The following is a 22,959-nucleotide window of genomic DNA, read 5'->3' as shown; positions in this document are numbered from 1 at the left end:
GTCTTCTGCTGTGCCTGTGATCACCGACACGGCTATGACACGCAGTTTCATAATCGAAAGACCACTAGGGGAGCCATATACTGGCTGAGACGGGATTGTCCCGGACCCTTGGAACCTGATCTAGTTCGTACTAGCGTAGGAAAGTGGAGACCGTGCAGGGATCAATTTGATGATGCCGTTTATACTGCCGCTCCATAGGGGGCGGCTTTTTTGCGTATATGCATATACAGGTCTGCGACAATCCATTTTCCGGTCAGAAGGTGCTTTCACACATTTCAGACAGGGGAGAGATGAATGATGAGTTTTTCACAGGAGCTTCGTCAGGCGGCGAATCCGATTTTTGAGGCGATTTTTGATCATACATTTGTGCGCGGGATTGCGAACGGGACATTGCAGCCGGAGCAGTTAGCGCATTATGTGAGGCAGGATTTTGAATATTTAAATGCGTTTATGCGCATTTACGGAACGGCGATTGCCAAGTGTGAGCGGCGCGAGGATATGGCGGTATTTAACGAGCAGATCTCGTTTGTGCTACATAGCGAGATTCATCCGCATAACAATTTTTGCAGGGTAGCAGGTGTGAAGTATGAGGATTTGCAAGGATATCCGCTCGCTCCAGCAGCGCATCATTATATTCGCCATATGCTGACGGCTGCGCAGGAGGGCGATCTGGGTGATATTTTGGCGGTGCTACTGCCTTGTCCGTGGACGTATTGGGAGATTGGCGCACGGCTATGGGAGCAAGTGAAGCCGGATGAGAATCATCCGTTTTATGAATGGATCGACTTCTACGGCAATCGGACGGATAGCATTACTGCGCGCTTCTGTGAGCGGCTGGACGAGCTGGCAGAGCAGAGCACGCCAGCTCATCGTGAGCGGATGAAGCAACATTTTATTCTGAGCTGTCAGTTTGAGTATATGTTCTGGGATATGGCGTATACGCTTCAGGATTGGCCCGTATCGCTGGAGGTGGCACACGTATGAGCTGGAATTGGAAAATGAAAGAGGTCGTACTGACCGTTATTTTATCCGTTGCCTGTGGAGTGATCTATCTCGGCTGGTCAACGCTGTGGATTCCGATCTCAGCGATTGTCGGTCCGGTCGGAGCGGGCTTTATGTTCGGGATCTGGGTCATCGCCAGCCCGATTGTTGCGTATATTATTCGCAAACCGGGCGCAGCGCTGATCGCTGAGGTGGCGGCAGCAGCAGTGGAGATGTTGACAGGCAGTCATTTTGGATTGTCAGCGTTGTTGATCGGCGTATTCCAAGGGCTGGGAGCGGAGATCGCCTTTGCCATCTTTGGTTATCGCACATTCAATGTGTGGACGATGATGCTGTCCGGCGCACTGGCAGCGGTCGGCAGTATGGTGTATAGCGTAATCGCCAATGGGTTCGGCTATTACACAACGACGATGTTCCTGTTGACGCTGGGCATTCAGGTGGTCAGTGGTATCGTGCTTGGCGGTTTACTTGCCAAAGGGGTCGTTGAGGCACTCGGTCGTACTGGCGTACTGGACTCGTACGAGATGATGAAATCGCGCCGCAGAAAAGGAAATGCTCATGGCATCGCATCCTGACGATCAAGCGCCATATGTCGGTTGCCGTGACATGTCGGTACGCTTTTACAATCGGGAAAAGCCGGTGCTGCATAAGCTGAATGTAGAAATTCAGCAGGGGGAAAAGGTGCTTATTCTCGGACCGAGCGGTGGCGGCAAGTCTACGCTGTTATCTGTGCTGGCAGGTATTATTCCTGAGCATCAGGAAGCGGAGCTATCCGGCGACGTATTTTGCCAGCCCGCCTGTGGCGTAATGTTTCAGGACCCGGATTCGCAATTTTGCATGCTGCGGGTAGATGAGGAGATTGCGTTTAGTCTGGAAAATCGTTCCGTGCCACGTGCCGAGATGGATCACATCATCGACGAGGTGATGCAGCGTGTCGGTCTGCATGTGGATCGCCAGACACACATCGAGACGCTGTCCGGTGGCATGAAGCAGCGGCTGGCACTTGCCTGTTTGTTGGCGCTGGAGCCGGAGGTACTATTCTTCGACGAGCCGACCGCCCAGCTGGATCCTGCCAGTCGGCGCGATATCTTCGCTCTACTGGAACGATTAGGACAGGAGAAGCGGCATACGATGATCGTGGTGGAACATGTGCTGGATGGCTGTGTGGAATGGATGGATCGGGTGATCTTACTGGATGCACACGGTCAACTGATCGCCGATGGCGCACCTGCGCAGATGATTACGAAGTATCGGACACAGATGGAAGCAGCGGGGATCTGGCTACCGCGTCTGTTTCCGTACCGCTGGGAAGACGTTTGCTCCAATCCCGCCCATCCGCTGGCGCTAGAACTGACGAAGCAGCTGGAATCCAGAATAAGCAGCCTTGATTCGCACCCAACGAAGCGATCCAGCGATGTTCCACTCTTCAAGCTACCGCAAACCGACGTGACAGCAACGATTGTGCAAACTGATAGACTGAACATCGGCTACAGTCGCCGTACGGTCATGAAAGAGCTGAATGTGAGCTGTCAGCAAGGGGAGTGGATTGCGATCGTCGGTGCCAATGGTAGCGGCAAAAGCACCTTTCTCAAAAGTCTGCTGCGACTGGAGCCAGCATTGTCCGGCAAGATTTTATTTGAAGGCAAAGAGCTGCGCAAATGGCATGATCGCGACTTATACGATGAAGCGGGCTTTGTTTTTCAAAATCCTGAGCTGCAATTCGTGACCGATACGGTGTATGACGAGATCGCCTTTGGCGGTAGACAGCGCGGCTGGGATGAGGTACAAGTGGAGCAGAAGACGATAGAGCTGCTGCATGAGTTTGGACTGGAAGCGTATGCGGATGAGCATCCTTTTACACTCAGTTTGGGGCAAAAGCGGCGGTTGAGCGTGGCGACCATGCTGCTGTTTGACCAGAAGCTGTTGCTGCTGGATGAGCCGACATTCGGTCAGGATGCACGTACAGCGGCAGAACTGATCCACCGTCTGCAAGAACGACAGCGGCAGGGCACGACGATTGTAATGGTTACCCATGATATGGAGCTGGTGGATGATTATGCTGACCGGGTATTGCTGTTCTCTGCTGGCAAGATCGCCTATGAAGGAGCGCCAGCTGGACTATTTCTGAATGAGCAGTTGCTGCGCGACAGCAGCATCATCCCGCCGCTGTGTTATCAGCTGCATGCGGAGCGGAAGGAGCGGCATGTTATATGAAAAGTAACGGTTCATGGCTGTCCACGCTCAATCCGTCGTGCAAGCTGATCGTGCATCTGCTAGTCATGTTCGCGCTGATGGGCATCAAGGACCCGGTGCTGACGCTAGTGTTATGGCTGTTGGCGGTAGTAATCGGTGTGACGCTGGGCGGCTGGACACCGTCGTATCTGCTGCGCCGACTGGTGCCATATTTGCTATTCTTCGTGATGGTGTTCTGGATGCTGGCGGCATTTGGTAAAGGGGAGCAGGTGGTGTGGCAGTGGGCGTGGTTTCGGGTGAGTGAGGAGAGTCTGCGCAACGGTCTGCTGATCGGGCTACGGATGCTGGGCTTTGTCACCTATGGATTACTGTTCACCTCTACCACGGATCTCAATCGACTGATGATGAGTCTTGTTCATCAATGCAGACTGTCGCCCAAATGGGCGTATGGGATGCTGGCAGGATTTCGCTTTATCCCGCTGTTTCAGAGTGAGCTAAAACAGATGAAGGCGGCGCACCGGATTCGTGGATATCGTCAGCGCAACAGTGGCAAAGCATTTATGCGCTATGCACTGCCCTTATTCACGCAAGGGGTACGCAAATCAGAGCGAATCGCGATTGCAATGGAAGCGCGTGGATTCACTGGTACGCGGGAGCGTACGTATTATGTACAACCAATACTGGCAAAAAGGGACTATGCGTACGGACTCATCCTACTCACACTTGTCATGGTGCTGATTGTAGCGCTATAGCGAGCGGTACATCTGACAGTGAATGTACCCGCCAAATGAAATATATACAGGCAAACACAAACAGGCAAACACGAAACGGTGATGTACTTCCCGCTTCGGTTTGCCTGTTTGGTTGTGTAGATGACGTTATTGCCAGTCATAGCGCACACCTTGGGAAATCTCGTCCAAGCGTTCCCAATTCAGCACATGCAAATTTTCCTTTTGCTTGAACAGGATGCCATCTTCTTCGAATTTCTGAATGAGACGATTGAGATGGCGCTGCGTCGTACCGATGATGGCAGCAATCTCGGAGGTGTTGCGAGTGTACAATTCTTTGCCAAATTCGCCGGGCGAGCGAGTGGAGATCAGGTACGTTGCCAATCGTTCTTCCACTGAAGTGAGCAGATTGACGCGCGACGCAATCGTGCAGGTGTGCAGCTTGTAGGCGAGCTGACGTAGCATTTCATTGAGAAACCGATGATCCTGCATCAGCTTCGTATCTACTGCCTTTTGATCGATAAACAGCAGGGTACACGTCTCGGTTGCCTGTACGCGCGACTGCACATCCAGATGCTGGATCAATTCCAGATCGCCGAACAGTGACAACGGATGGCAAAAGCGCAGCACGAGCGACTTGCCCGTCTCCACGCTGGATGATACGCGCGCCTGACCTTCGACGAGCAGGTAGATGCCATCCAGTGCATCGCCTTCATCCAGAATGATCTCGCCTTTGTCGTATTCACGCAGCTGCATGTTCAGCGATGTATGATCTGTAAACATCGCATCCAGCTTGTACGTATGAATAAAATGCTCCATTCGCGGTGCATCGGTATAGATTCTCATCGGCATTCTCCTTTGTGGACATCGGTCCTCTTATTATATCGGAATCTGCTATATCATAAAAAAGAGAGCAGCACATAGAGAGAAATAGGGAGGATGAGAAAATGCAATTTGTATTTGATCTGGATGGAACGATTTGTTACCGAGGGCAGCCGCTAACACCACCGATGATTGCTTGTCTGGAATCGCTGCGTGCGGCTGGGCATGAAGTGATCTTCGCTTCGGCGCGTCCGATTCGGGATCTGCTACCGATGTTGCCGAAGTGTATGCACGGTTACGGGCTGGTGGGCGGTAATGGCGGATTCGTGCATCGGGAAGAGACATCGCTGTCGGTGACCTGTCTTGATCTGGCGATCACGACATCCATACTGAAGATAATGCAGCAATATGAAGCGGACTATCTGATCGACAGCGACTGGCATTACAGCTATTCCGGCGATCCGCTCCATCCGATTGTGCAAAATATTGACCCGCATAAACTGGCGAACAATGTCCCGCTGGAGCAGCTCGACAATATTGTGAAGATGGTCATCCTCAACAGCACGGATACTACGAAGGTGCAGGCGGCGCTAGAGCAACTGCCGATTGTGATATACAAGCATGGCAGCGAGGAGATCATCGACATTAGCCCGCAAGGTATCGATAAATGGACAGCGTTGCAGCAATTAGGCGTGCAGAGTGGAATGTTTATCGCATTTGGCAATGATGCCAACGATATTCCGATGTTCCGCCATGCGGCGTATTCCGTCTGCGTAGGCGATCATGCTGGATTGCTGGCGCTTGCGACCGATCATGTAGCAGCGGTAGAGCAGCAAGTCATTTCTACCATTTACGAGATTGCCAATACAGACCGCCTTGCGCACATATTACCCCGTGTATAGCTTCCTATAGTCGAGCGGCGAGATGCCCGTTTCCTTTTTGAAAATTTGTGAGAAGTACGATTGCGAGTTGCAGCCGACCATCTCGGCGATATCAGCGATGGAGGAGCTGGTTGATTCCAGCAGGAACTTGGCAGTATTGATGCGTACCATATTCAAATATTTGACCGGGGAGACACCATACGTTTTTTTGAACGCATGGGCAAGATAGTATTTGTTCATATGCACTTCCCCGGCGAGCAGATCCAGCGTGATCTCGCTTTTGAAATGTAGATCAATATAGTTGCGTGCCTGTGCCAATTCGCGCTGCACCTTGCGTGCAGGCACAACATGTAATCCCGCCACCACCTGCCGCAGCACCAATTGCAGCAAAATATGCACTAGATTTTTGCAAATATCGTAATACGCTTGCTGTCGCCCCGTATACTCTTCGAACACATTATGCACATATGACAAAATCTGCTGCCCCGAATCGTGCATCGTCACGTAGGCAAAAGGCTGTTCCCGCTCCACCAACAGCAATCCGCTGATGCCGATCACTACATATTCCAGCGGTTGCTGGGGATCAGATAGCTCCGTATGCTCCACATTCGGATTGACCAGTACAATATCGTTTTTGCGAATCGGAAATTGCTGTTCCTCGACTAGAAATTGCCCAGCTCCACTCGTTACATAGAAAAATTCCAGAAAATGATGACAATGCTTGAGCGCCATCCAGTTGTCTTTGTCCGCATCTGACCGATTGACATAAATCAGCTCGGCATTGCGAAACGAATCCATATCCATCGCGGCAGCCTGCTTCAATCTCTCCATGATGTGCCCACACTCCCCTGATCCTTCATTCCACGACTTGTATGCTGACATATAGCGACCTATTGGTTCACATTTTATTGCAGATGAAGCACTTTTTAAAGCAATAAACCTAAAATTCAGAGCAATAAATTGAAATTTTCAACAACGCCGAGTTCGTATAATGAAGGTATCCGCTCGTTGCATGTCAATCAACCTGCGGCAACGGGAACGGCTCACGTATGATATGGCAATGTCGTTACCATCATCACGACAATTCACAACGGAGGGATGAACATGGGGAACAAGTCGGTTCGCACCCGACCGAAGCGGGCAACCGCTCCAACTACTACGGGTAAGCAGACCAGATTGACTGCATCACGCAAAAAAGGTCGCTCAGGAATCATCGTCGCCACCATTCTGAGCGCCGTACTGCTATTGACGGTTGTGTTGACGGTACGCGCGCTGGATAATGCCAGCAGCAAAGTGGCAGTCATCAACGGCTCCGAGGTGACCGATCAGGAATTGTCCTTTTATATGCGGCAATTGCGTTCTCAGGTGCAAAATGAATGGCAACAGCGTCACGGGCAGATCTTAACAGCACAGGACTGGACTATTCAGCAAAATGGGCAAAGCCCACTGCAACTGCTGCAACAGCGGGCGCTGGATGAGATCAAGCGAGACAAGGCCCTGCTGCTCACCGCGCAAAAGCAAGGTCTGATCGGCGGCATCAGCTACGCCGACATCACCGCCGATATGGAGCAGGAGAATCAGCGCCGCGCGCAGGATATCGCCAGCGGTAACATCGTGTACGGGCTGTCCTCTTTTACCCCGGAATCGTATTATTCCCATCTACTTACTGCGCTGCGAACCGAACTGAAGAAGCGGCTTGGTCAGCAAGACGGTGATCCGCTGTATGTGAGCGATGACGAGGTGCAGCAGTATTTTGACCAGCATCCAGAAGATTGGACAGCTGGGGTATCCAAGTATGAGCTGACCCGATTGACCGTGCCTGCCGATCAGCAGCACAAGGCGAATCTGCAACCGAACCTGTACGCTGATATGCAGCGATTAAGTTTTGTACAGCTGCAACAGAAATATGGCGTGCATGATTCGGAAAAAGTGACCCTTTCGCCAGAGGGCAGTATTTCACAGGCATCGTATAACAATGAGCTGATCAATCAATTGCAAACGGCTACCGATACAAAGGCTCCGATTCTGATCGAGACGTCCAAAGGGTTCGAAGTGTACCGTCTGGATCATACCGCAGTCGACAAGCAGGCGGCGCTGCAAACGTACAAAGTACAAATTGCCGCAACGTTGCAGGAACAGCGACTGGATGCGTATATCCAGCATCAGCAGCAACAGCTGGCAGTAACGCTGTACCCGGATCAGCTGCATACGGTACTGGCATCGTTTAGCTGAGTTATCTGTTGCTTCATTCATTCCCATTGCCCTTGTTCATTCCGTACTGTGGATCTCATGATGCTTCCTTCGAGAAATACAGCATCTACCTGTACGCAATGCCCTGAAATACAAGTTGAATACTGGAGGTTGATTATGCTTACAGCGTATAAATCGTATATTCACCTGTTGCTTGTGTTATTGTTGTTACCTTGGTTTCCGGTACATACATCCGCTGCCCAGACCGTTCCGGCAGCATCGTCATCCACCGAGCTAGCAGGCAATCTGCCCAATCCGTATGGCGGCACTGACTACTATCTGGATGCAACTGGTGGTAAAGATACCAACAACGGTACATCCCCAGATACGGCATGGCAGACGCTGAGCAAAGCAAGCGCCACAACCTTTCAGCCGGGCGACCGCATTTTGCTAAAATCCGGCGAAGTGTGGCAAGATCAGCAGCTCTGGCCCAAAGGCTCCGGCAGTGACGGTAAACCGATCACCATCGACCGTTACGGCGATGCTGCGCTTGGCAAGCCGTATATCGCCACCAATGGCAAGGTGAACAATCCAGTCACATATACCGGCGGCACCTTTGTCAAAGATAAGAACAAGATCGGTCTGACCGGCGCGGTCGTGCTGCGTAATCAGCAGTACTGGGCAATCCACAATCTGGAGCTGTCCAACGACGATGATTTCAATACCGACATCAACGTCTCCGCCAAAACGAAATCGGTCGTTCGCGACGGCATCTCCATTTCCATCAATGCAGATCTGCTGCAAGGCACCGACAAAATTATGGACTATTTCCGCATTAGCGACAACTATATCCATGACATCGACGGCCCGACCGACTGGCAAAATATCCATTACGGCGGCATCGTCTTCCAAGTATTCGGCGAGAAGAGCTACAAAGATTACGACAAAAGCGCCTACTATTTCAAAGATGTGCGCATCGAAAATAACCGTTTCGCCAAAACGGAGCTGCATGCGATTGAATTTGCCTTCAATTGGTTTTACGACCGTGACAGCAGTGCTGGCGAATATGACGAAACTGGCAAATACCACGAAGGCTGGGAGCAGCTATGGGTACGTAACCGCGATCTGTACAGCCGCGACGTGTACATCGGGCACAACTATGCCGAGAATATTGGGCAAGGTGCGATCCAGCTCGCTAACGCCAAAAATATGACGGTCGAATATAACGAGATCAACGGATATTTGCAGCGCTACAACGCAGTGTCCTGCGGATTGTATCTGTGGGCAGGTGCCGATTCAGTTATGCAGTACAACGAAGTATACGGTGGACCATACGGCGAATATGACGGTACCCCGTGGGATTTGGAATATACCAACTTCAACGTGACGTATCAGTATAACTATTCTCACGACAATGCCGCTGGTTGGATGGCGTATATGGGCAATAGCTCCAATTCGGTTGCACGCTACAATCTGAGCGTGAACGACAACGGCGTCATTGTGAAAAACATGCTATCCACCAACTATTCACCGACCTATTTCGTAAACAATGTATTCGTATACGATGCGTCCAAAATGGATTGGTTCCATGACGAAGTGTTCAAGGATACCGTCTATTTCCTGAACAACGTCTTCTATAACACGTCCACATCCGAGCCGACCAAATGGTATCGCAAGGACGGGGCACTCAACAATGCCGTCTTCTCCAACAATGCGTACTATGAAGCAGGCGGCGTGCATTCCGCGCAACAGCCGCAGGATAAGCACGCAGTGCAAGCCGATCCGCAATTTGTCGCGAACCCGCTCGATTACAAACGTGGCAATGGCGTATTGAATATCTTAGATTCGGCAGCTAATTTTAAACTGAAAGACACATCGCCGCTGATCGATGCTGGACGATATAACGTCCATGTGGGTACTGCCGATTTCTTCAATAACCATCTGTATTATGGCGACAACATGGACATCGGTATCTACGAAGCACCGATTGGTAACAAAGTACAATCTCCAGTCGATACCAATCCGATTGAAAATGAAGGCTCGGAAGGGCGCACCAATCTAGCACTTGGCAAGTCGATCACTGCCAGCACGACCCACCCGGCACCGGGATTGGGCGCAGACAATCTAGTCGATGGCAAAAAATCGACCCGCTGGGCAAGTGCCGACCCGGATCAGATGAGCTATCCGATCGATATTACGATCGACTTTGGACAACCGACGACCTTTGACGAGGTATATTTGGACGAATTTACCGATAGTGGCACCAATGCACGTATTGCAGAATATGAGCTACAACAGTATGACGCTACGTCGGATAGCTGGACAACATTTGTGACACAAAGCAACGGTATGGGGCATGATGTGAGCCTGAAGGACTTCGGTTCTATTACTAGTAGCAAGCTGCGTCTGCATATTACGAAGCAAAAGGCGACCGAGCAATGGACACCGACGATGACCGAGATTCAGGTGTACAACAACAGCACCGGTGGTCCGGTTAAGCAGCCGACTACATCGGTTACTGCCGCCACGTATGATAAAAATGCTTCACTGGCGGGCAGCACCAATAATGTCGTCAGTTGGACACTCAACGACGACGGTGATACCCTGACTGGCATTCGTTATATCGGCACCGAAGGCAATGTGCTGGGCAGTCTGGACAAGGACACGGATTACACCGTTTCCGGCAATGCGTACACCGTAACGAACAGCTTCCTGAACAGCCGTGCTATTGGCAAATCTGGATTGCAGCTAGAATTTGCGTCCGGTGCCACGATCAAAATCGCTCTAACGATCATCGACTCGACCGAATTGGAACATGAAATTGCTTCCGCTCGCAAGCTGGAGCAAACTAGCACATTAGAACAGGCAATCGCCGATGCACAAGCCGTACTGGATAAAGCCAATCGTACCGTGCCTGGCTCTGGAAATGACTCGATCCAGCAAAGCGATCTGGATACAGCAACCAGCCAACTGCATCAGGTCGTCGAATCCCAGCCAACCCAACCGCCAGCGGAAACCCCGCTGGCTTCCGGGGTTCCGGGAACGCCCGTCCTGTCCAGCAATAGCGGCAATGACAATGGACTACACGGCGGCGATTATCAAGTACAAATGAATATGTGGTGGGGCAATAATGGCTCCACTTATACGTTGTACGAAAATGACAAACGTATATCCACTGGCAAACTGAGCGATCATTCGCCCTCTGCTCAGCAGTTCAGCCAATCCTTTTCCGGTAAAGCCAATGGCTCGTATACGTATGCGCTGGAGCTGACTAATAGCTATGGCACGACCAAAAGCCAGCCGCTGACAGTCAATGTGACCGATGCAGCACCCGGTAAGCCAGTACTGTCCAGCGACAATTGGGACGGTGACGGTAATTACCAGCTGAACACGAATCTGTGGTGGGGAACGAATGCGACCGAATACCGACTATACGAAAACGGCAAACTCGTGGACAAACAAGAGCTAAAAGCAGCCACACCACAGGCGCAAAGCGCCATCTCCGGCATATCTGGCAAAGCGCCGGGTGACTATGTATACACGGCAGAGCTGGTAAACGCCGCCGGTGCGACATCCAGCGAGCCACTGACCGTGACAGTCACGCATTGATGAGGTATGTTTTCTTGGAATCATAAGCAGCCAGTATACCCCGATCTATCCTTCAACTGCGCCATGGGCGGAGAATGTAGGATCAATCGGGGTATTTACATATTTTTATTCTCAGATACCATTTGGCAACCACCAACCACCAACCACCAACCACCAACCACCAACCACCAACCACCAACCACCAACCACCAACCACCAACCACCAACCACCAACCACCAACCACTATAATTATTCCTGCATGCTTGGCTATCACGCTTTACTGAACTTTAAAAGAAGCCAACTTGCTTGTCAGTGACTCGATGTCTACAATCAGGATATAGACGAATATATCATAGATACAACAGACACAGCCGTGCCATCGAAGCCCAATGCAATGATCAACTGGAGGGATTATGTATGAACAAGAAACGTCTGATCGACCTGTCAGTCACGCTACAAACGGGCATCGCTTCTGACCCGCCCAACGGATTGCCGGAGATCGATTACATCGACCATAAACAAGGTGCACAGCAGCTGGCAGCTGGTTTTCCAGGCTTGGACGTGCAGGACTTACCGGGACAGGAAGGCTGGGCAATTGAGCAGCTACGTGTAACGACTCATGTGGGCACGCATGTAGATGCACCGTACCATTATCGCTCGGTGACTAACGATGGGCAGCCGATGATGACAATTGACGAGATTCCGCTGGACTGGTTTTACGGACCGGGTGTGAAGCTGGATTTTCGCCATTTCCCGGATGGATATGTGGTTCATGCACAGGATGTGGAGCAAGAGCTGGCACGCATCGGTCATGAGCTACAACCGGGCGATGTGGTGCTGGTGAATACGTCTGCGGGTGAGCGATATGGGGAGGATGATTTTATGCTTCGTGGTTGCGGTATCGGGCGCGAAGCGACGCTGTATTTGACAGAGCGCGGGGTACGATTGGTCGGCACGGACGCGTGGAGCTGGGATGCGCCGTTCAGTCATACCGCCCGTCGTTATGCGGAGGAACAAGACCCGTCGATCATCTGGGAAGGACATTATGCTGGCAGTACGATTCCATATTGTCAGATCGAGAAACTGGCGAATCTGGATCAGCTACCACCGAACGGATTTCAGGTGATGTCGTTTCCGGTGAAAATACATAAAGCGTCAGCAGGCTGGGCAAGGCCGGTGGCGTTGTTGGAAGATTGATATCTGCTTGGTGAGCATACAGAATGGTAGGCAACGAATGTTAGACTATTGGTTGTCTATCTGGATATTGTCATTCTCCGAACACATCCCAAAAAACCCGCCAGATCAAGGTGAATCCCCTTAATTTGGCGGGTTTTGCAATACAATAGAATAGAATGAATTACACTACAAACGTGACGATTATATGCTTGTCAGAAGAACTGCGTGTATACATGTATTACGCGTTACTCGTCCGCAACTGCTTGAGCAACAGCGGATAAAACACAATCCCGCTCACAATCAGTAGCACGCCGAACCAGAACGTTTTCCAATCTGCCGTTCCGGCGTAGATCACCCATACCGAGTAGATCGTCGCCAGCGCCGCGATGATCCCATCGCGTACACGACTGTCCTGCACACCGTAGCTCTCGCCCGTAATGACCAGACGCAGCTGATACAGCGCGGAGATCAGATACGGTACCAGATACGCCAGCGTCGCAATCGCGATAATAAAATCAAATGCCTGCGAGATCGAGCCGGAGATAGTGGAGAAGATCAGCAGCTGACCGAGGATATTGGAGATCCACAGTGACAATCGCGGCATGCCTTTCCCATTCACATCGCGGAACGGACGTAGGAATACACCCTGACGCGCCGCTTCATACGGCACTTCCGCACTGAGCAGCACCCAGCCGATGGTGGAGCCGATCAGACTAATTAGTCCCAGTCCCGCTAGCAAATAACCGCCAGTCGGTCCCATTACTGCTGCCATCGCATCGACAAGCGGATTTTGCGATTGCTGCAATTGATCGCCCGGCAGTAATCCCATCGTTAGGATACTAATCCCTACATACAGCGCCAGCGCGATGATCAGACCGACGATAGTCGCGCGTGCCACATCCTGCTTGCGTTTAGCACGGGCAGCGAATACCATCGCCGATTCTACCCCGATGAACGCCCATAACGTTACAACCGCCGCACCATTCACCTGCGATAGCAGTCCGACCGTTTGTCCGTCATCATCCAGATGTGGAGCATTGAACGGACCGATATTCGCTTCCTGAAAAGCAAACAGGGCGATCACGATAAACAGCGCGAATCCGATAACCTTGGTCGCGGTAGCGAGCAAATTCATTTTGCCAGCGCCCTCGATCCCGCGTAATGCTAACGCATGCGTTGCCCACAGCAGCAGCGAGCAGACGATAAAGTTCAGTGCATTGCCAGTTTTAATATCCAGCGACCCGATACTGAACCATATGGCACTGCTCTTCATCGCCGGGATAAAGGTAGACAGATAACTGGAAAAGGTCGTAATGACCGCCACAAAGCCCGCCACATTACCGACCCAATATCCCCAAGAGGACATAAAGCCGGATAGCAATGACAATACAGGGCTGTTCGGAAACAGCTCTTTGGCATAAATTTGCGGTCCGCCGCTCAATTCTGGTTTGCGCAGTGCCAGATTGCCGAATACGAGCGCCAGCATCAGCACGCCGAATCCGGTAATGCTCCATGCCAGCACCGTACCTGCCGGATTGGATACCGCCGCCAGCGAACGCGGCAGCATAAAGATCCCGGAGCCGACCATATTGCCGACGACCAGCGCGGTCAGAATCCAGAATCCTACTCGATTGTTACTCATCTATTCAAACTCCTTCCACTTCATGCAAGCGTGTATATTTATGCTATCATCCTATAAATGGGAGCATTCTGCTGTACGTTCACATGATCTGTGACATCCATAGCAGCTTTGTAAAACATATGACAGTTTTCTACTATACACTTTTCTCTGGTAAAGCGAAAGAGCGTTTTTTGTGAAAATCCGTGAACTTTCTAAAATTTGAGACATGAATTGTACGTTTTCTATTGTTTTCATGTACGAATTTTGGGACAATAGAGGGCATGAGCGGTATGGGTCTGGCTGCAATAAGGGCTAGACCTGTACTGCGTTTTATTGTGACAATCGGGTGAATTTTGCATATACATGAGCAGTGGAAGGACATATGTACCCGAACGGTCAAGCTGTACACAGGCGACACCGCGGGTAACGGAAAAGAGGACATGACAATGAATAAACCATCCATATACGGATTAACGATGGTTCAGCTGGCAGATTGGCTGGAGCAGCATGGACATAAACGCTCGCGTTCGGTGCAGGTGTGGGATAGCCTGTACAAGAAGCGGGTAGACCAATTTGAAGACATGGACGTACGTGCAGAAATTCGCGAGCTACTGGCTGAGCATTTCAGCATGCGTACGATGCAAGAGCATGTGAAGCAGGAATCGGCTGACGGTACGGTCAAATTCTTGCTGCGCTTGCAGGACGGCAATCTGATCGAAACGGTGCTGATGCGCCAGAAATACGGACAATCTGTTTGCGTGACGACACAGGTTGGCTGTAATATCGGATGCAGTTTTTGCGCTAGTGGTCTGATTAAGAAGAGCCGTGATCTGAATGCGGGTGAGATCGTGGAGCAGATCATGAAAGTGCAGCAGCATCTGGATGCGCAGGGCGAAGGCAAACTTGTGACGCATATCGTCGTGATGGGCATTGGTGAGCCGTTTGATAACTTTGAGAATATGGTCAACTTTATCAATATCGTCAAAGACCAAAAAGGTCTCGTTATCGCACCGAAGCGCATTACCGTTTCTACCAGCGGATTGCCGGACAAAATCCGCGAATTCGCCGACAGCGATCTGCTTGTGAATCTGGCGCTGTCGCTGCATGCACCGAACAATGAGCTGCGCACGCGCATTATGAAGATCAACCGCGCCTTCCCATTGGAACAGTTGATGGATGCGGTAAACTATTATTTGCAAAAGACCAACCGCCGCATCATGATGGAGTACATTCTGCTGCAAGGCGTGAACGATCAGGTGGAGCAGGCGCACGAACTGGCAGCTCTGCTGGCGGACAAAAAGCAGATGACCAGCGTCAACCTGATCCCGTACAACCCGGTCGACGAGCATAGCCAGTACCAGCGTAGCAAGCAGGAAGACATTCTCGCTTTTTACGATGTATTGAAAAAGAACGGCATCAACTGCACGATCCGCATGGAACACGGCACCGACATCGACGCCGCCTGCGGTCAACTGCGCAGCAAGCAGATGAAAAAAGCCGAGCGCAGTCGAGACAATGGTTCGACCACGCTAGTTAGTGGATAAGCAAAGCGTTCAACAATTGATCGATATTGCAGCATTGTTTTGATGATGTCAGTCAATAGATAGAATGTAGAATATATCGTTTTTGCGAGTTTTTGAAGAAGCACTCTGTTCAGTACAATCTGAATGAGAGTGCTTTTTTATTTCATTTTTTGTAGACGTCTACAAAAATATTTGCGTTTATTATATAATTGGAGTGTAGAAACGAAGCGTAATACATGGTTCTATGTTGTAGTATTTCTGTGTTAGTAATCGAAGTGAGGTGGATCAATTATGACGACAAACAAATCGGCAGTCGTTGTACACAATATCCGTAATTGGATGAAAGATCATCATATGTCTATTCAAACACTGGCGACGAAAGCTAGTATTAGCAAATCGCTGCTGGGACATATTTTAACCGGACAACGTAAGCTTCAGGATGATGTGTTCGATCGGCTTGCTATTGCTATGGAAATGCCACGTCAGCAATTGGAAACAGCAGTGCCATTGGAGCAACATCATGGACAATACACATTAAATCTGCGCGGCAAAGCTGATTCTCGTATTGCCAAGCGCCATCTGCGCCAGCTGTTACTAGCGGTGGAAGATTGTGTGGCTATGTATGAATAGATCCTCTTTGTCGGTGGAACGTATTGGTGAAGCTTTTGCCGGACAGGTATTACATGATTATTTTGGCGCTGATATTTTTATCGGATCGGGTATTGAGTTGAAGCTGAGTGAGTTGGCTTCTGTCGTGTATCAGGATGTAGATGATGCAGATTATCACGGGGCGACTATCGTTTATCCATCTGGGCAGACCTTTGTAGCCTTGAATACAAATGATTCACTGCGGTTACGGTATTTTACCGCTGCGCATGAACTGTGGCATGTATTGGATCTGGGCAATGTGCTGGACGAGCATGTAGATCAGGAGCAGGTAGCAGATCGTTTTGCCGCTGCATTGATGCTGCCTGAGCCGCTGATGCGAATGCTCTGGGGACGTCTACAAAAGGATACAGATATCCAAAAGCAGATCCTGCTTATCGCTGATCTATCATGTATGCCCTATCAAGCTGTTGCTAAACGACTACTAGAACTCAAATTGATACGCAATCATGAGTGGATCGATTGGAAGGAAGCACAGTGGATACAGTTGCGTCAGCATCTGAATTATCCACGAAGTCCGCTAGATGTTGCGCAGCATCTGAGTCGCTTTCACGCATATGAGCAGGTGATGGAGCAGCGTATTCGTGAACATACCGCTGATTATTTGACCGCTGCGTCCAAATTGGCACATACATCGCCAGATCAAGCGGCACAATACCAGAAGCTCGCATCTGAGCAGCTTCAGCAATTTCAACAGGATGTGGAGAATGACGATGAAGCGTGAAGGCAAAGTCTTTTTGGATAGTAATATCATTATGCTGGCAGCTAGTTTTCATACATATGATGTGATTGGCTGGATCAACACACTGTATGATCACATTTATATCCATGCTACCGTGTTGAGTGAATTGTTGATCGACCCTGCACGTTCAGCGGCGCTACAAATGATCAGGCAGGGATACTGGCAACTATTTGATCCAGATAATCCGCAGCATGTATCTGATGAAGGGTATATGCTATATGAGCAGTATGTACACGAGATGGACGCAGCTTTTCGCCAATTAAATATCAAGAAACAAGCGCAAGGTAGAATGGTAAAAGGCACTACCGATCTAGGCGAAAAAGATTCAATAGCAGCGGCATTATTACTCTATGCTCGGATTATTTGTAGCAATGATTATGATATTGGTGAGGTGATTGCGGATCGGCAGTTGACCATATTTACTGGTGGAGAAGGAGAGCCGGAGTTGCTGCTGCATGATACACTGGAGGACTTTTGCTACTATGTAGTGCGTCATCAAGTGGCAGAACGTAGTAACGTTCGAAAGTTTTTCAAATGTAGTATTCAGACAGATGAACCGAATCGGCAGCGTCAGAAACTAAGGCGATTGGATCAACGGTTGCAAGCTTTGGAATAGATGTTTATATTTGTTTGAAGAACTAACTGTAAAGTAAGTACATAGTAGCTTGATAGGATAAATGATCAAAAGTAATTGGTACACAGAGAACTGTAGACGCACAATGATCCATATCGTCTATTCCCTTACTGCGTATAGCCCTAAGCCACCGCGCGACATCGCTGGTGGCTTTTTTGCGTGATTAGTTACAAACTTGTCTGCTGCGCAAACGTAAAATTCTGCTAAGATAGTACAAAAAGCGACATCAAAGGATGTGAGGTCTTGTCTGCGGATTCCGGTTTTGCCTGGCTGCGCCAGTCTTCTCTGATATTACGACGGTTATCGATCAAGCACCGCCTGCTGGCGGCTTTTCTCATTACTTCGATTCTGCCGGTGGGGATTGTCGCCCTGTATTCCAATCAGATTTATGAAGCATCCACAACTGCCAAGATCAGCGCCACGTCCACCCAGACGCTGGATCAGCTATCCCGCAACATTTCGCGTGAGCTGGAGCAGTACGAGACGCTCAGCGAGAATATTATTATTAATAGTACGATTCAAGACGGGCTATCCCGCTATGACCGCCTCACCGATTATGACAAAAATCAACTGCAAACCCGTATCCGCAATCAGCTTGGGCAACAGATTTTCAGTCTGAGCAATCTGTCCAGCGTCGTGATTCTGACCAATGGCGGCTCCTCGTTTTTTGATCTCGGCTACCAGTGGTATCCGGGCGATCAGCTGGCGACGGCGATGTCACGCACGACCGGCTCCCCCTATAACGCCTACTGGTCGTATCTCCGCTCTAACCGCGGCACACCGGTACTGGCACTTACCCGTAAAATTTATTCCGAAGACAATTTGAATGTGCAGCTGGGTTATCTCGTGATCAGCTTTGACGAAAAGGTATTCGCCCGCAATATGTACCAATCGGTCAGCCTTGGCGAAGGCAGCAGTCTGTATATGACCAACAGTGCAGGGCAGGTTGTGTCCTCGTCCATGGACAATATCGCGCCGGGGGATACATTTCATCCCGAGATTGCACAGCAGGTCGTGACCGACCGTCGTCAGCACAATGCAACGCCGTTTGAAGCCAAGCTGGACGGGCAGCAGGCGCTCGTGACGAGTTCGTATATTCAGTCGGCAGACTGGTATCTGGTCGGCTTGATTCCACGCTCGTTTATCGTATCCGAATTGTATGGGCTGCGATTGAATGTGATCTGGTTTTGCCTGCTGACGCTGCTCGCGGCGGGATTGGTAGCGATGTGGATTTATGTGAGTATCAGCTCGCCGATGCGATCGCTGTTGATTTTTGCCAAACGAGTGGATCGCGGACGGCTAGATACGCCGATTGTCCATTATGCGCATCCCGATGAGATGCAGCGGTTGACTTTGACCATTTACAGCATGGTTGGGCGGTTACAAACGTTGATTCGGCAAGTGCAAACCGAGCAGCATGCCAAGCGCGAAATGGAGCTGAAGATGCTGCAAGCACAGATCAATCCGCATTTTCTGTTCAATACGCTCAATTCGCTCAAATGGAGCGCGATGTTAAGCGGCAATCCATCGCTGACTGAAGGGATCGGTTCGTTGTCCGAGCTGCTGCGCAATACGATTCTGATGCGTGAAGAATACATACCGCTATCCCGGGAAGCGGACAATGTGCAGCATTACGGTAATATCCAGCGCATTCGGTATGGCGATTCGTTTGAACTGCATATTCATTTGCAGCCAGGCACGCAGCAGTGTCTTGTGCCCAAGTTTATTTTGCAGCCGATTGTGGAAAATTCCATTCTGCACGGCGGCGATGGCAATGGGCGACTGCATATTACAGTGAATGTGTCGATGGAACATGATGAACTCGTGATTGTGATTGCGGACGATGGGTGCGGCTTTGATCCGGTAATTGTAGCGGCGGCACAGGAAGCAGATGAGCGATTATCCGGCATCGGCATCGGCAATGTGCATGAACGCATCGTGCTGCATTATGGCGAAGCATACGGGCTGCGCACCGACAGCAAGCTGAATCAGGGAACTCGCACCGTCATTCGGCTGCCCATACAGAGTAAGGAGGAAACCCAGTATGTATAATGTGCTGATTGTTGATGATGAACTGATCGTGCGTCATGCGGTACAAACGCTAATCCGCTGGGAAGATAGCCGCTTGCAGTATGCCGGTTCGTGTGCCAACGGACGCTCTGCGCTAGAGATGCTGTCATCCACTGATGTCGATATTGTCATTACAGATATCAAGATGCCTGAGCTGGACGGCATCCAATTGATCAAACAGCTGCGTGCCAGCGGGTACGAAGGCGAGATTCTAGTGTTGAGCAATTACAACGATTTTGAACTGGTACGTGAGGCGCTCAAGCAAGGTGCGCACGATTATGTGCTGAAACTGACGATGAACGCGGACAACTTTATGGATGTACTGCGTGAAATGGTGACCAAGCTTGACCAGCGCCCCCAGCGCACAGATCGTCTGTTCACAGCTAATGAGGAGCATTCAGTGGAGCAAAAGCAGCACATATTTGCCAGACTGCTGAATGAATTGGTGAATGTACCATCTGGCGAACGCTATACAGCTGCTCAAACAGAACAAATGGAACACGACTGTGAGCAATTGTGGAATGGTTATTCAGCTTCTCGTCTAGTAACATTGTTCATCTCTCTGCCGGAAGCGCCGCATGATCCCATCGCCGAAGCCGGATTGGTGCAGCCATTTACGCGTTTGTTGCAGGAATTGTTTGCTGGAGAACAGGTACTGTTGGCGAATATAACGGACACGTCGCTGGTGGCGATGATCACTGCCGGTAGTGAGTTAGATGGTATGTTGCAACAGTTGTTGGAGCGCTTTGTCAGTATGGTTGGTATGTATTACAATGTGCGGCTGCATGTCCTCTATGCAACTGGCACAGTGGAAGTTGAGAGCGTGGTAGGGCAATTCCAGCGATGTTTACACTCACAGGAGGCTACAGAACACGGGAGTTTATCAGGTGATGCCGTGCTGGAAGCATCAAAAGTGCAGCCGCAAGCATCACATACGCGTGCCTCTGATCCAACGGTGGAGTGGAGCCACTACAGTACATCGAGCAATACCAACGACCAACTTAGCCATCTATCCAATCATCTATCCGGTAACGTATCCAATGATCCATCTGTTGATGTTGAAGACGAATCGGCGGATACGCAGGTGGATGCTCACACGTCATCGATACCTAACCATCTACCTGCTACCCAATGGCGTGCCGAGGTGCGGCAAGTGGTGAGCTATCTACAGCAGCACTACGCCGAGCGCATCCATCTGCCGGAAATTGCCGCCAGTGTTCATTTGTCCGAAGCGTATCTATGCTCCATCTTCAAAGCCGAAACAGGCAAAAGCATCCTCACCTGTCTCAACGATATTCGCATGGATCGCGCCTGTGAGCTGTTATCTTCTGGCAATATGCTGGTCAAAGAAGCCGCTGCTGAAGTCGGCATCCACGATCCGTTTTATTTTAATCGGCTATTCAAAAAGCGTTACGGCATCTCACCGAAAAAAGTCAAAACAGGCATAACTTTGCCACCTCTCACCTAAACACAACACACCATGTCAGATGTAAAGGGATACAACAAAATACGTACAAATTCGCAAACTGGACGATTTTTCGCTTCAACTAAAAATCGTCCAGTTTTTATCGTTCTACGCATTATATTTAATAAAAACGTGCATTTCATTCACAGGTTTTGTTCATTTTTATATCATCATTACCCACCTATAATAAAACACATCACAGCATTCGCTTCTGTCGGAACAGCAGAGCGGATGTCTACATATCATATGATGGGGTGAACACATGGGAGTATGGACAGGTTGGAAGGCGGGCGCAGCGCTAGTATTGTCGGTTTCGCTATTGGCAGGCTGTGGAAGCAACAGTGGGCAATCGTCGGCAGGCAAGCAGTCGGGAAGTAGTGAATTTGCTGACCCGGAGCTGAATATCGCGGTATTTCAGGGCGGATATGGACGGGAATACTGGGATAAAATAGCCGAGGCATTCATGGCGGATCATCCGGGCACGACGATTAACATTACCGCCAGTCCGAAGATTGCGGAGCTGGTACGACCAAAAATTGTAGCGGGCAATCCACCTGATCTGATGTACATTTCCGGTAGTGACAATACACCGATCCTTGACGGTTTGATCAAGGATAACGCGCTGACCGATCTGACTGACGTATTCGAAGGACAGGCAGAGGGCGGCAAGGAAAAGCTAGCTGACAAAATCTTGCCGGGCGTGCTGCAATCGCGCTCCATGTCGCCATATGGCGATGGCAAAGTATATCTGGCACCGTTCAACTTTGGTGTGATGGGATTGTGGTACAACAAAAACCTGTTTGAACAGAAGGGCATCGCCCCACCGAAGACATGGGATGAGCTGTTCGCGCTCAACGCAACTGCCAAGCAGAACAACCGGGCGCTGTTTACGTATCAGGGGCTGTATCCGGGCTATCTGGAGGAAATGCTCGTTCCATCCATTTACAGTCTAGGCGGGCAAAAGGCGCTGGATCAGTATTTTGATTATGATCCAACATTTTGGAGCAGCGATACGTTCAAGCAAACATGGGGATTGCTGGACAAGATTGCCAAAGAAGACAATGCGCTCATGTCAGGTACAGTAGCGCTGAATCATACGCAGGCACAAACGGCGTTCCTGCAAGGCAAAGCGATGTTCATTCCAAATGGTACATGGTTTGAGGATGAGATGAAGGACGCACCTCGTGAAGATGGCTTTCAGTTTGGCTTCCTTGGCGTACCAGCATTCAGCGACGGCAAACCGACAACCGCAATGACGAGTGTGGAACAGATCGTCATTCCGGCAAAAGCCAAAAATCCAGAGCTGGCAAAGGCATTTCTAAAATACCTGTACACCGACGACAGCATCAAGCTGAATGCAGAGCATTCCAAAGCTGTACTGGCAGTCAAAGGAGCGCCGGATCTCGCCAAGCCTTACATTTCCGAGACGACCTACAACGTCTACAAAACGGTTGATGATGGCATCGTCGCAGTCAACGGCACATTCAAATCAGTCGCCAAAGGCAGCAAATACAATCCGAGCGAGGAAGTGTACGTACCGATCTCCTCGATCATGAACAAACAATTGACGTTGGATCAGTATGCACAGCAGATGACGAGTCTGTACACCGAGCTAGGCAAAGAGCTACAAACGACGAGTCCGTAAGCAACCGTGTCG

The 22,959-nt window shown here is 50.2% G+C and carries 18 protein-coding genes and 1 riboswitch; of the genes, 15 read left to right on the top strand and 3 right to left on the bottom strand.

Annotated elements, in window-relative coordinates:
- Positions 1-56: 56 nt before the first annotated feature.
- Positions 57-159, top strand: a riboswitch (TPP riboswitch).
- A 138-nt stretch (positions 160-297) separates the two neighbouring features.
- From tenA to ACE3MZ_RS22825, 4 genes are read left to right on the top strand one after another with little or no spacing between them, the layout of a single operon-like run.
- A complete protein-coding gene (gene tenA / locus ACE3MZ_RS22840) occupies positions 298-984 on the top strand; it encodes a thiaminase II (RefSeq protein ID WP_411346896.1) in 687 nt (228 codons plus the stop codon).
- The gene (locus ACE3MZ_RS22835) at positions 981-1,577 is read left to right on the top strand and encodes an ECF transporter S component (protein ID WP_411344363.1); all 597 of its coding nucleotides are present in this window, start codon (positions 981-983) and stop codon (positions 1,575-1,577) included. Before tenA ends, ACE3MZ_RS22835 begins: the two co-directional genes overlap by 4 nt.
- Positions 1,561-3,216: an ABC transporter ATP-binding protein gene (locus tag ACE3MZ_RS22830; RefSeq protein ID WP_411344362.1), complete on the top strand. Its 1,656-nt coding sequence runs from the start codon at positions 1,561-1,563 to the stop codon at positions 3,214-3,216. Before ACE3MZ_RS22835 ends, ACE3MZ_RS22830 begins: the two co-directional genes overlap by 17 nt.
- Positions 3,213-3,947, top strand: a complete 735-nt coding sequence (locus ACE3MZ_RS22825; RefSeq protein WP_411344361.1) for an energy-coupling factor transporter transmembrane component T family protein — start codon at positions 3,213-3,215, stop codon at positions 3,945-3,947. The genes ACE3MZ_RS22830 and ACE3MZ_RS22825 overlap by 4 nt, the downstream gene beginning before the upstream one ends.
- A gap of 126 nt (positions 3,948-4,073) precedes the next feature.
- Here the strand turns inward: ACE3MZ_RS22825 and ACE3MZ_RS22820 are convergent, their stop codons facing one another.
- Positions 4,074-4,769, bottom strand: a complete 696-nt coding sequence (locus tag ACE3MZ_RS22820; protein ID WP_411344360.1) for a Crp/Fnr family transcriptional regulator — start codon at positions 4,767-4,769, stop codon at positions 4,074-4,076.
- Between the two features lie 101 nt (positions 4,770-4,870).
- On the opposite strand from ACE3MZ_RS22820, the gene ACE3MZ_RS22815 reads away from it, so the two are divergent.
- Positions 4,871-5,647, top strand: coding sequence for an HAD-IIB family hydrolase (locus ACE3MZ_RS22815; RefSeq protein ID WP_411344359.1), 777 nt, complete (start codon positions 4,871-4,873; stop codon positions 5,645-5,647).
- Here the strand turns inward: ACE3MZ_RS22815 and ACE3MZ_RS22810 are convergent.
- The gene (locus ACE3MZ_RS22810) at positions 5,633-6,457 is read right to left on the bottom strand and encodes an AraC family transcriptional regulator (RefSeq protein ID WP_411344358.1); all 825 of its coding nucleotides are present in this window, start codon (positions 6,455-6,457) and stop codon (positions 5,633-5,635) included. The genes ACE3MZ_RS22815 and ACE3MZ_RS22810 overlap by 15 nt on opposite strands.
- Positions 6,458-6,730: 273 nt before the next feature.
- Here ACE3MZ_RS22810 and ACE3MZ_RS22805 point away from each other — a divergent pair, with 273 nt between their 5' ends.
- The 3 genes from ACE3MZ_RS22805 (at position 6,731) to ACE3MZ_RS22795 (ending at position 12,602) form a co-directional block, all read left to right on the top strand.
- Positions 6,731-7,858 (top strand): hypothetical protein, encoded by a 1,128-nt coding sequence (locus tag ACE3MZ_RS22805; RefSeq protein ID WP_411344357.1) that lies wholly within the window; start codon positions 6,731-6,733, stop codon positions 7,856-7,858.
- Positions 7,859-7,993: 135 nt separating this feature from the next.
- On the top strand, positions 7,994-11,425 hold the full coding sequence (locus ACE3MZ_RS22800) for a discoidin domain-containing protein (protein ID WP_411344356.1): 3,432 nt from the start codon (positions 7,994-7,996) through the stop codon (positions 11,423-11,425).
- A 397-nt stretch (positions 11,426-11,822) separates the two neighbouring features.
- Positions 11,823-12,602: a cyclase family protein gene (locus ACE3MZ_RS22795; RefSeq protein ID WP_411344355.1), complete on the top strand. Its 780-nt coding sequence runs from the start codon at positions 11,823-11,825 to the stop codon at positions 12,600-12,602.
- Positions 12,603-12,819: 217 nt separating this feature from the next.
- Here the strand turns inward: ACE3MZ_RS22795 and ACE3MZ_RS22790 are convergent, their stop codons facing one another.
- Positions 12,820-14,223 carry an amino acid permease gene (locus ACE3MZ_RS22790; protein WP_411344354.1) on the bottom strand — a complete coding sequence of 468 codons (1,404 nt, stop codon included), beginning with the start codon at positions 14,221-14,223 and terminating at the stop codon, positions 12,820-12,822.
- 425 nt (positions 14,224-14,648) lie between these two features.
- On the opposite strand from ACE3MZ_RS22790, the gene rlmN reads away from it, so the two are divergent.
- The 7 genes from rlmN (at position 14,649) to ACE3MZ_RS22755 (ending at position 22,947) form a co-directional block, all read left to right on the top strand.
- On the top strand, positions 14,649-15,746 hold the full coding sequence (gene rlmN / locus ACE3MZ_RS22785; RefSeq protein ID WP_411344353.1) for a 23S rRNA (adenine(2503)-C(2))-methyltransferase RlmN: 1,098 nt from the start codon (positions 14,649-14,651) through the stop codon (positions 15,744-15,746).
- Between the two features lie 270 nt (positions 15,747-16,016).
- Positions 16,017-16,355 carry a helix-turn-helix domain-containing protein gene (locus ACE3MZ_RS22780; protein ID WP_411344352.1) on the top strand — a complete coding sequence of 113 codons (339 nt, stop codon included), beginning with the start codon at positions 16,017-16,019 and terminating at the stop codon, positions 16,353-16,355.
- A complete protein-coding gene (locus ACE3MZ_RS22775; protein WP_411344351.1) occupies positions 16,348-17,115 on the top strand; it encodes an ImmA/IrrE family metallo-endopeptidase in 768 nt (255 codons plus the stop codon). The genes ACE3MZ_RS22780 and ACE3MZ_RS22775 overlap by 8 nt, the downstream gene beginning before the upstream one ends.
- Positions 17,099-17,749: a hypothetical protein gene (locus tag ACE3MZ_RS22770; RefSeq protein WP_411344350.1), complete on the top strand. Its 651-nt coding sequence runs from the start codon at positions 17,099-17,101 to the stop codon at positions 17,747-17,749. The genes ACE3MZ_RS22775 and ACE3MZ_RS22770 overlap by 17 nt, the downstream gene beginning before the upstream one ends.
- Positions 17,750-18,010: 261 nt before the next feature.
- Positions 18,011-19,819: a sensor histidine kinase gene (locus ACE3MZ_RS22765; RefSeq protein WP_411344349.1), complete on the top strand. Its 1,809-nt coding sequence runs from the start codon at positions 18,011-18,013 to the stop codon at positions 19,817-19,819.
- A complete protein-coding gene (locus ACE3MZ_RS22760; protein ID WP_411344348.1) occupies positions 19,812-21,305 on the top strand; it encodes a response regulator in 1,494 nt (497 codons plus the stop codon). Before ACE3MZ_RS22765 ends, ACE3MZ_RS22760 begins: the two co-directional genes overlap by 8 nt.
- Before the next feature lie 259 nt (positions 21,306-21,564).
- Positions 21,565-22,947 carry a carbohydrate ABC transporter substrate-binding protein gene (locus tag ACE3MZ_RS22755; protein WP_411344347.1) on the top strand — a complete coding sequence of 461 codons (1,383 nt, stop codon included), beginning with the start codon at positions 21,565-21,567 and terminating at the stop codon, positions 22,945-22,947.
- Positions 22,948-22,959 lie beyond the last annotated feature (12 nt).

This window comes from Paenibacillus sp. WLX1005, assembly GCF_046603685.1.
Classification (GTDB): Bacteria; Bacillota; Bacilli; order Paenibacillales; family Paenibacillaceae; genus Saccharibacillus.
Note: the sequence above shows the minus strand (reverse complement) of the source record. Positions and strands in the feature narration are given on the sequence as shown.

Coding starts and splice junctions, on each gene's coding strand:
- tenA (WP_411346896.1), top strand. CDS start 298: ATGAGTTTTTCACAGGAGCTTCGTCAGGCGGCGAATCCGATTTTTGAG.
- ACE3MZ_RS22835 (WP_411344363.1), top strand. CDS start 981: ATGAGCTGGAATTGGAAAATGAAAGAGGTCGTACTGACCGTTATTTTA.
- ACE3MZ_RS22830 (WP_411344362.1), top strand. CDS start 1,561: ATGGCATCGCATCCTGACGATCAAGCGCCATATGTCGGTTGCCGTGAC.
- ACE3MZ_RS22825 (WP_411344361.1), top strand. CDS start 3,213: ATGAAAAGTAACGGTTCATGGCTGTCCACGCTCAATCCGTCGTGCAAG.
- ACE3MZ_RS22820 (WP_411344360.1), bottom strand. CDS start 4,769: ATGAGAATCTATACCGATGCACCGCGAATGGAGCATTTTATTCATACG.
- ACE3MZ_RS22815 (WP_411344359.1), top strand. CDS start 4,871: ATGCAATTTGTATTTGATCTGGATGGAACGATTTGTTACCGAGGGCAG.
- ACE3MZ_RS22810 (WP_411344358.1), bottom strand. CDS start 6,457: ATGGAGAGATTGAAGCAGGCTGCCGCGATGGATATGGATTCGTTTCGC.
- ACE3MZ_RS22805 (WP_411344357.1), top strand. CDS start 6,731: ATGGGGAACAAGTCGGTTCGCACCCGACCGAAGCGGGCAACCGCTCCA.
- ACE3MZ_RS22800 (WP_411344356.1), top strand. CDS start 7,994: ATGCTTACAGCGTATAAATCGTATATTCACCTGTTGCTTGTGTTATTG.
- ACE3MZ_RS22795 (WP_411344355.1), top strand. CDS start 11,823: ATGAACAAGAAACGTCTGATCGACCTGTCAGTCACGCTACAAACGGGC.
- ACE3MZ_RS22790 (WP_411344354.1), bottom strand. CDS start 14,223: ATGAGTAACAATCGAGTAGGATTCTGGATTCTGACCGCGCTGGTCGTC.
- rlmN (WP_411344353.1), top strand. CDS start 14,649: ATGAATAAACCATCCATATACGGATTAACGATGGTTCAGCTGGCAGAT.
- ACE3MZ_RS22780 (WP_411344352.1), top strand. CDS start 16,017: ATGACGACAAACAAATCGGCAGTCGTTGTACACAATATCCGTAATTGG.
- ACE3MZ_RS22775 (WP_411344351.1), top strand. CDS start 16,348: ATGAATAGATCCTCTTTGTCGGTGGAACGTATTGGTGAAGCTTTTGCC.
- ACE3MZ_RS22770 (WP_411344350.1), top strand. CDS start 17,099: ATGACGATGAAGCGTGAAGGCAAAGTCTTTTTGGATAGTAATATCATT.
- ACE3MZ_RS22760 (WP_411344348.1), top strand. CDS start 19,812: ATGTATAATGTGCTGATTGTTGATGATGAACTGATCGTGCGTCATGCG.
- ACE3MZ_RS22755 (WP_411344347.1), top strand. CDS start 21,565: ATGGGAGTATGGACAGGTTGGAAGGCGGGCGCAGCGCTAGTATTGTCG.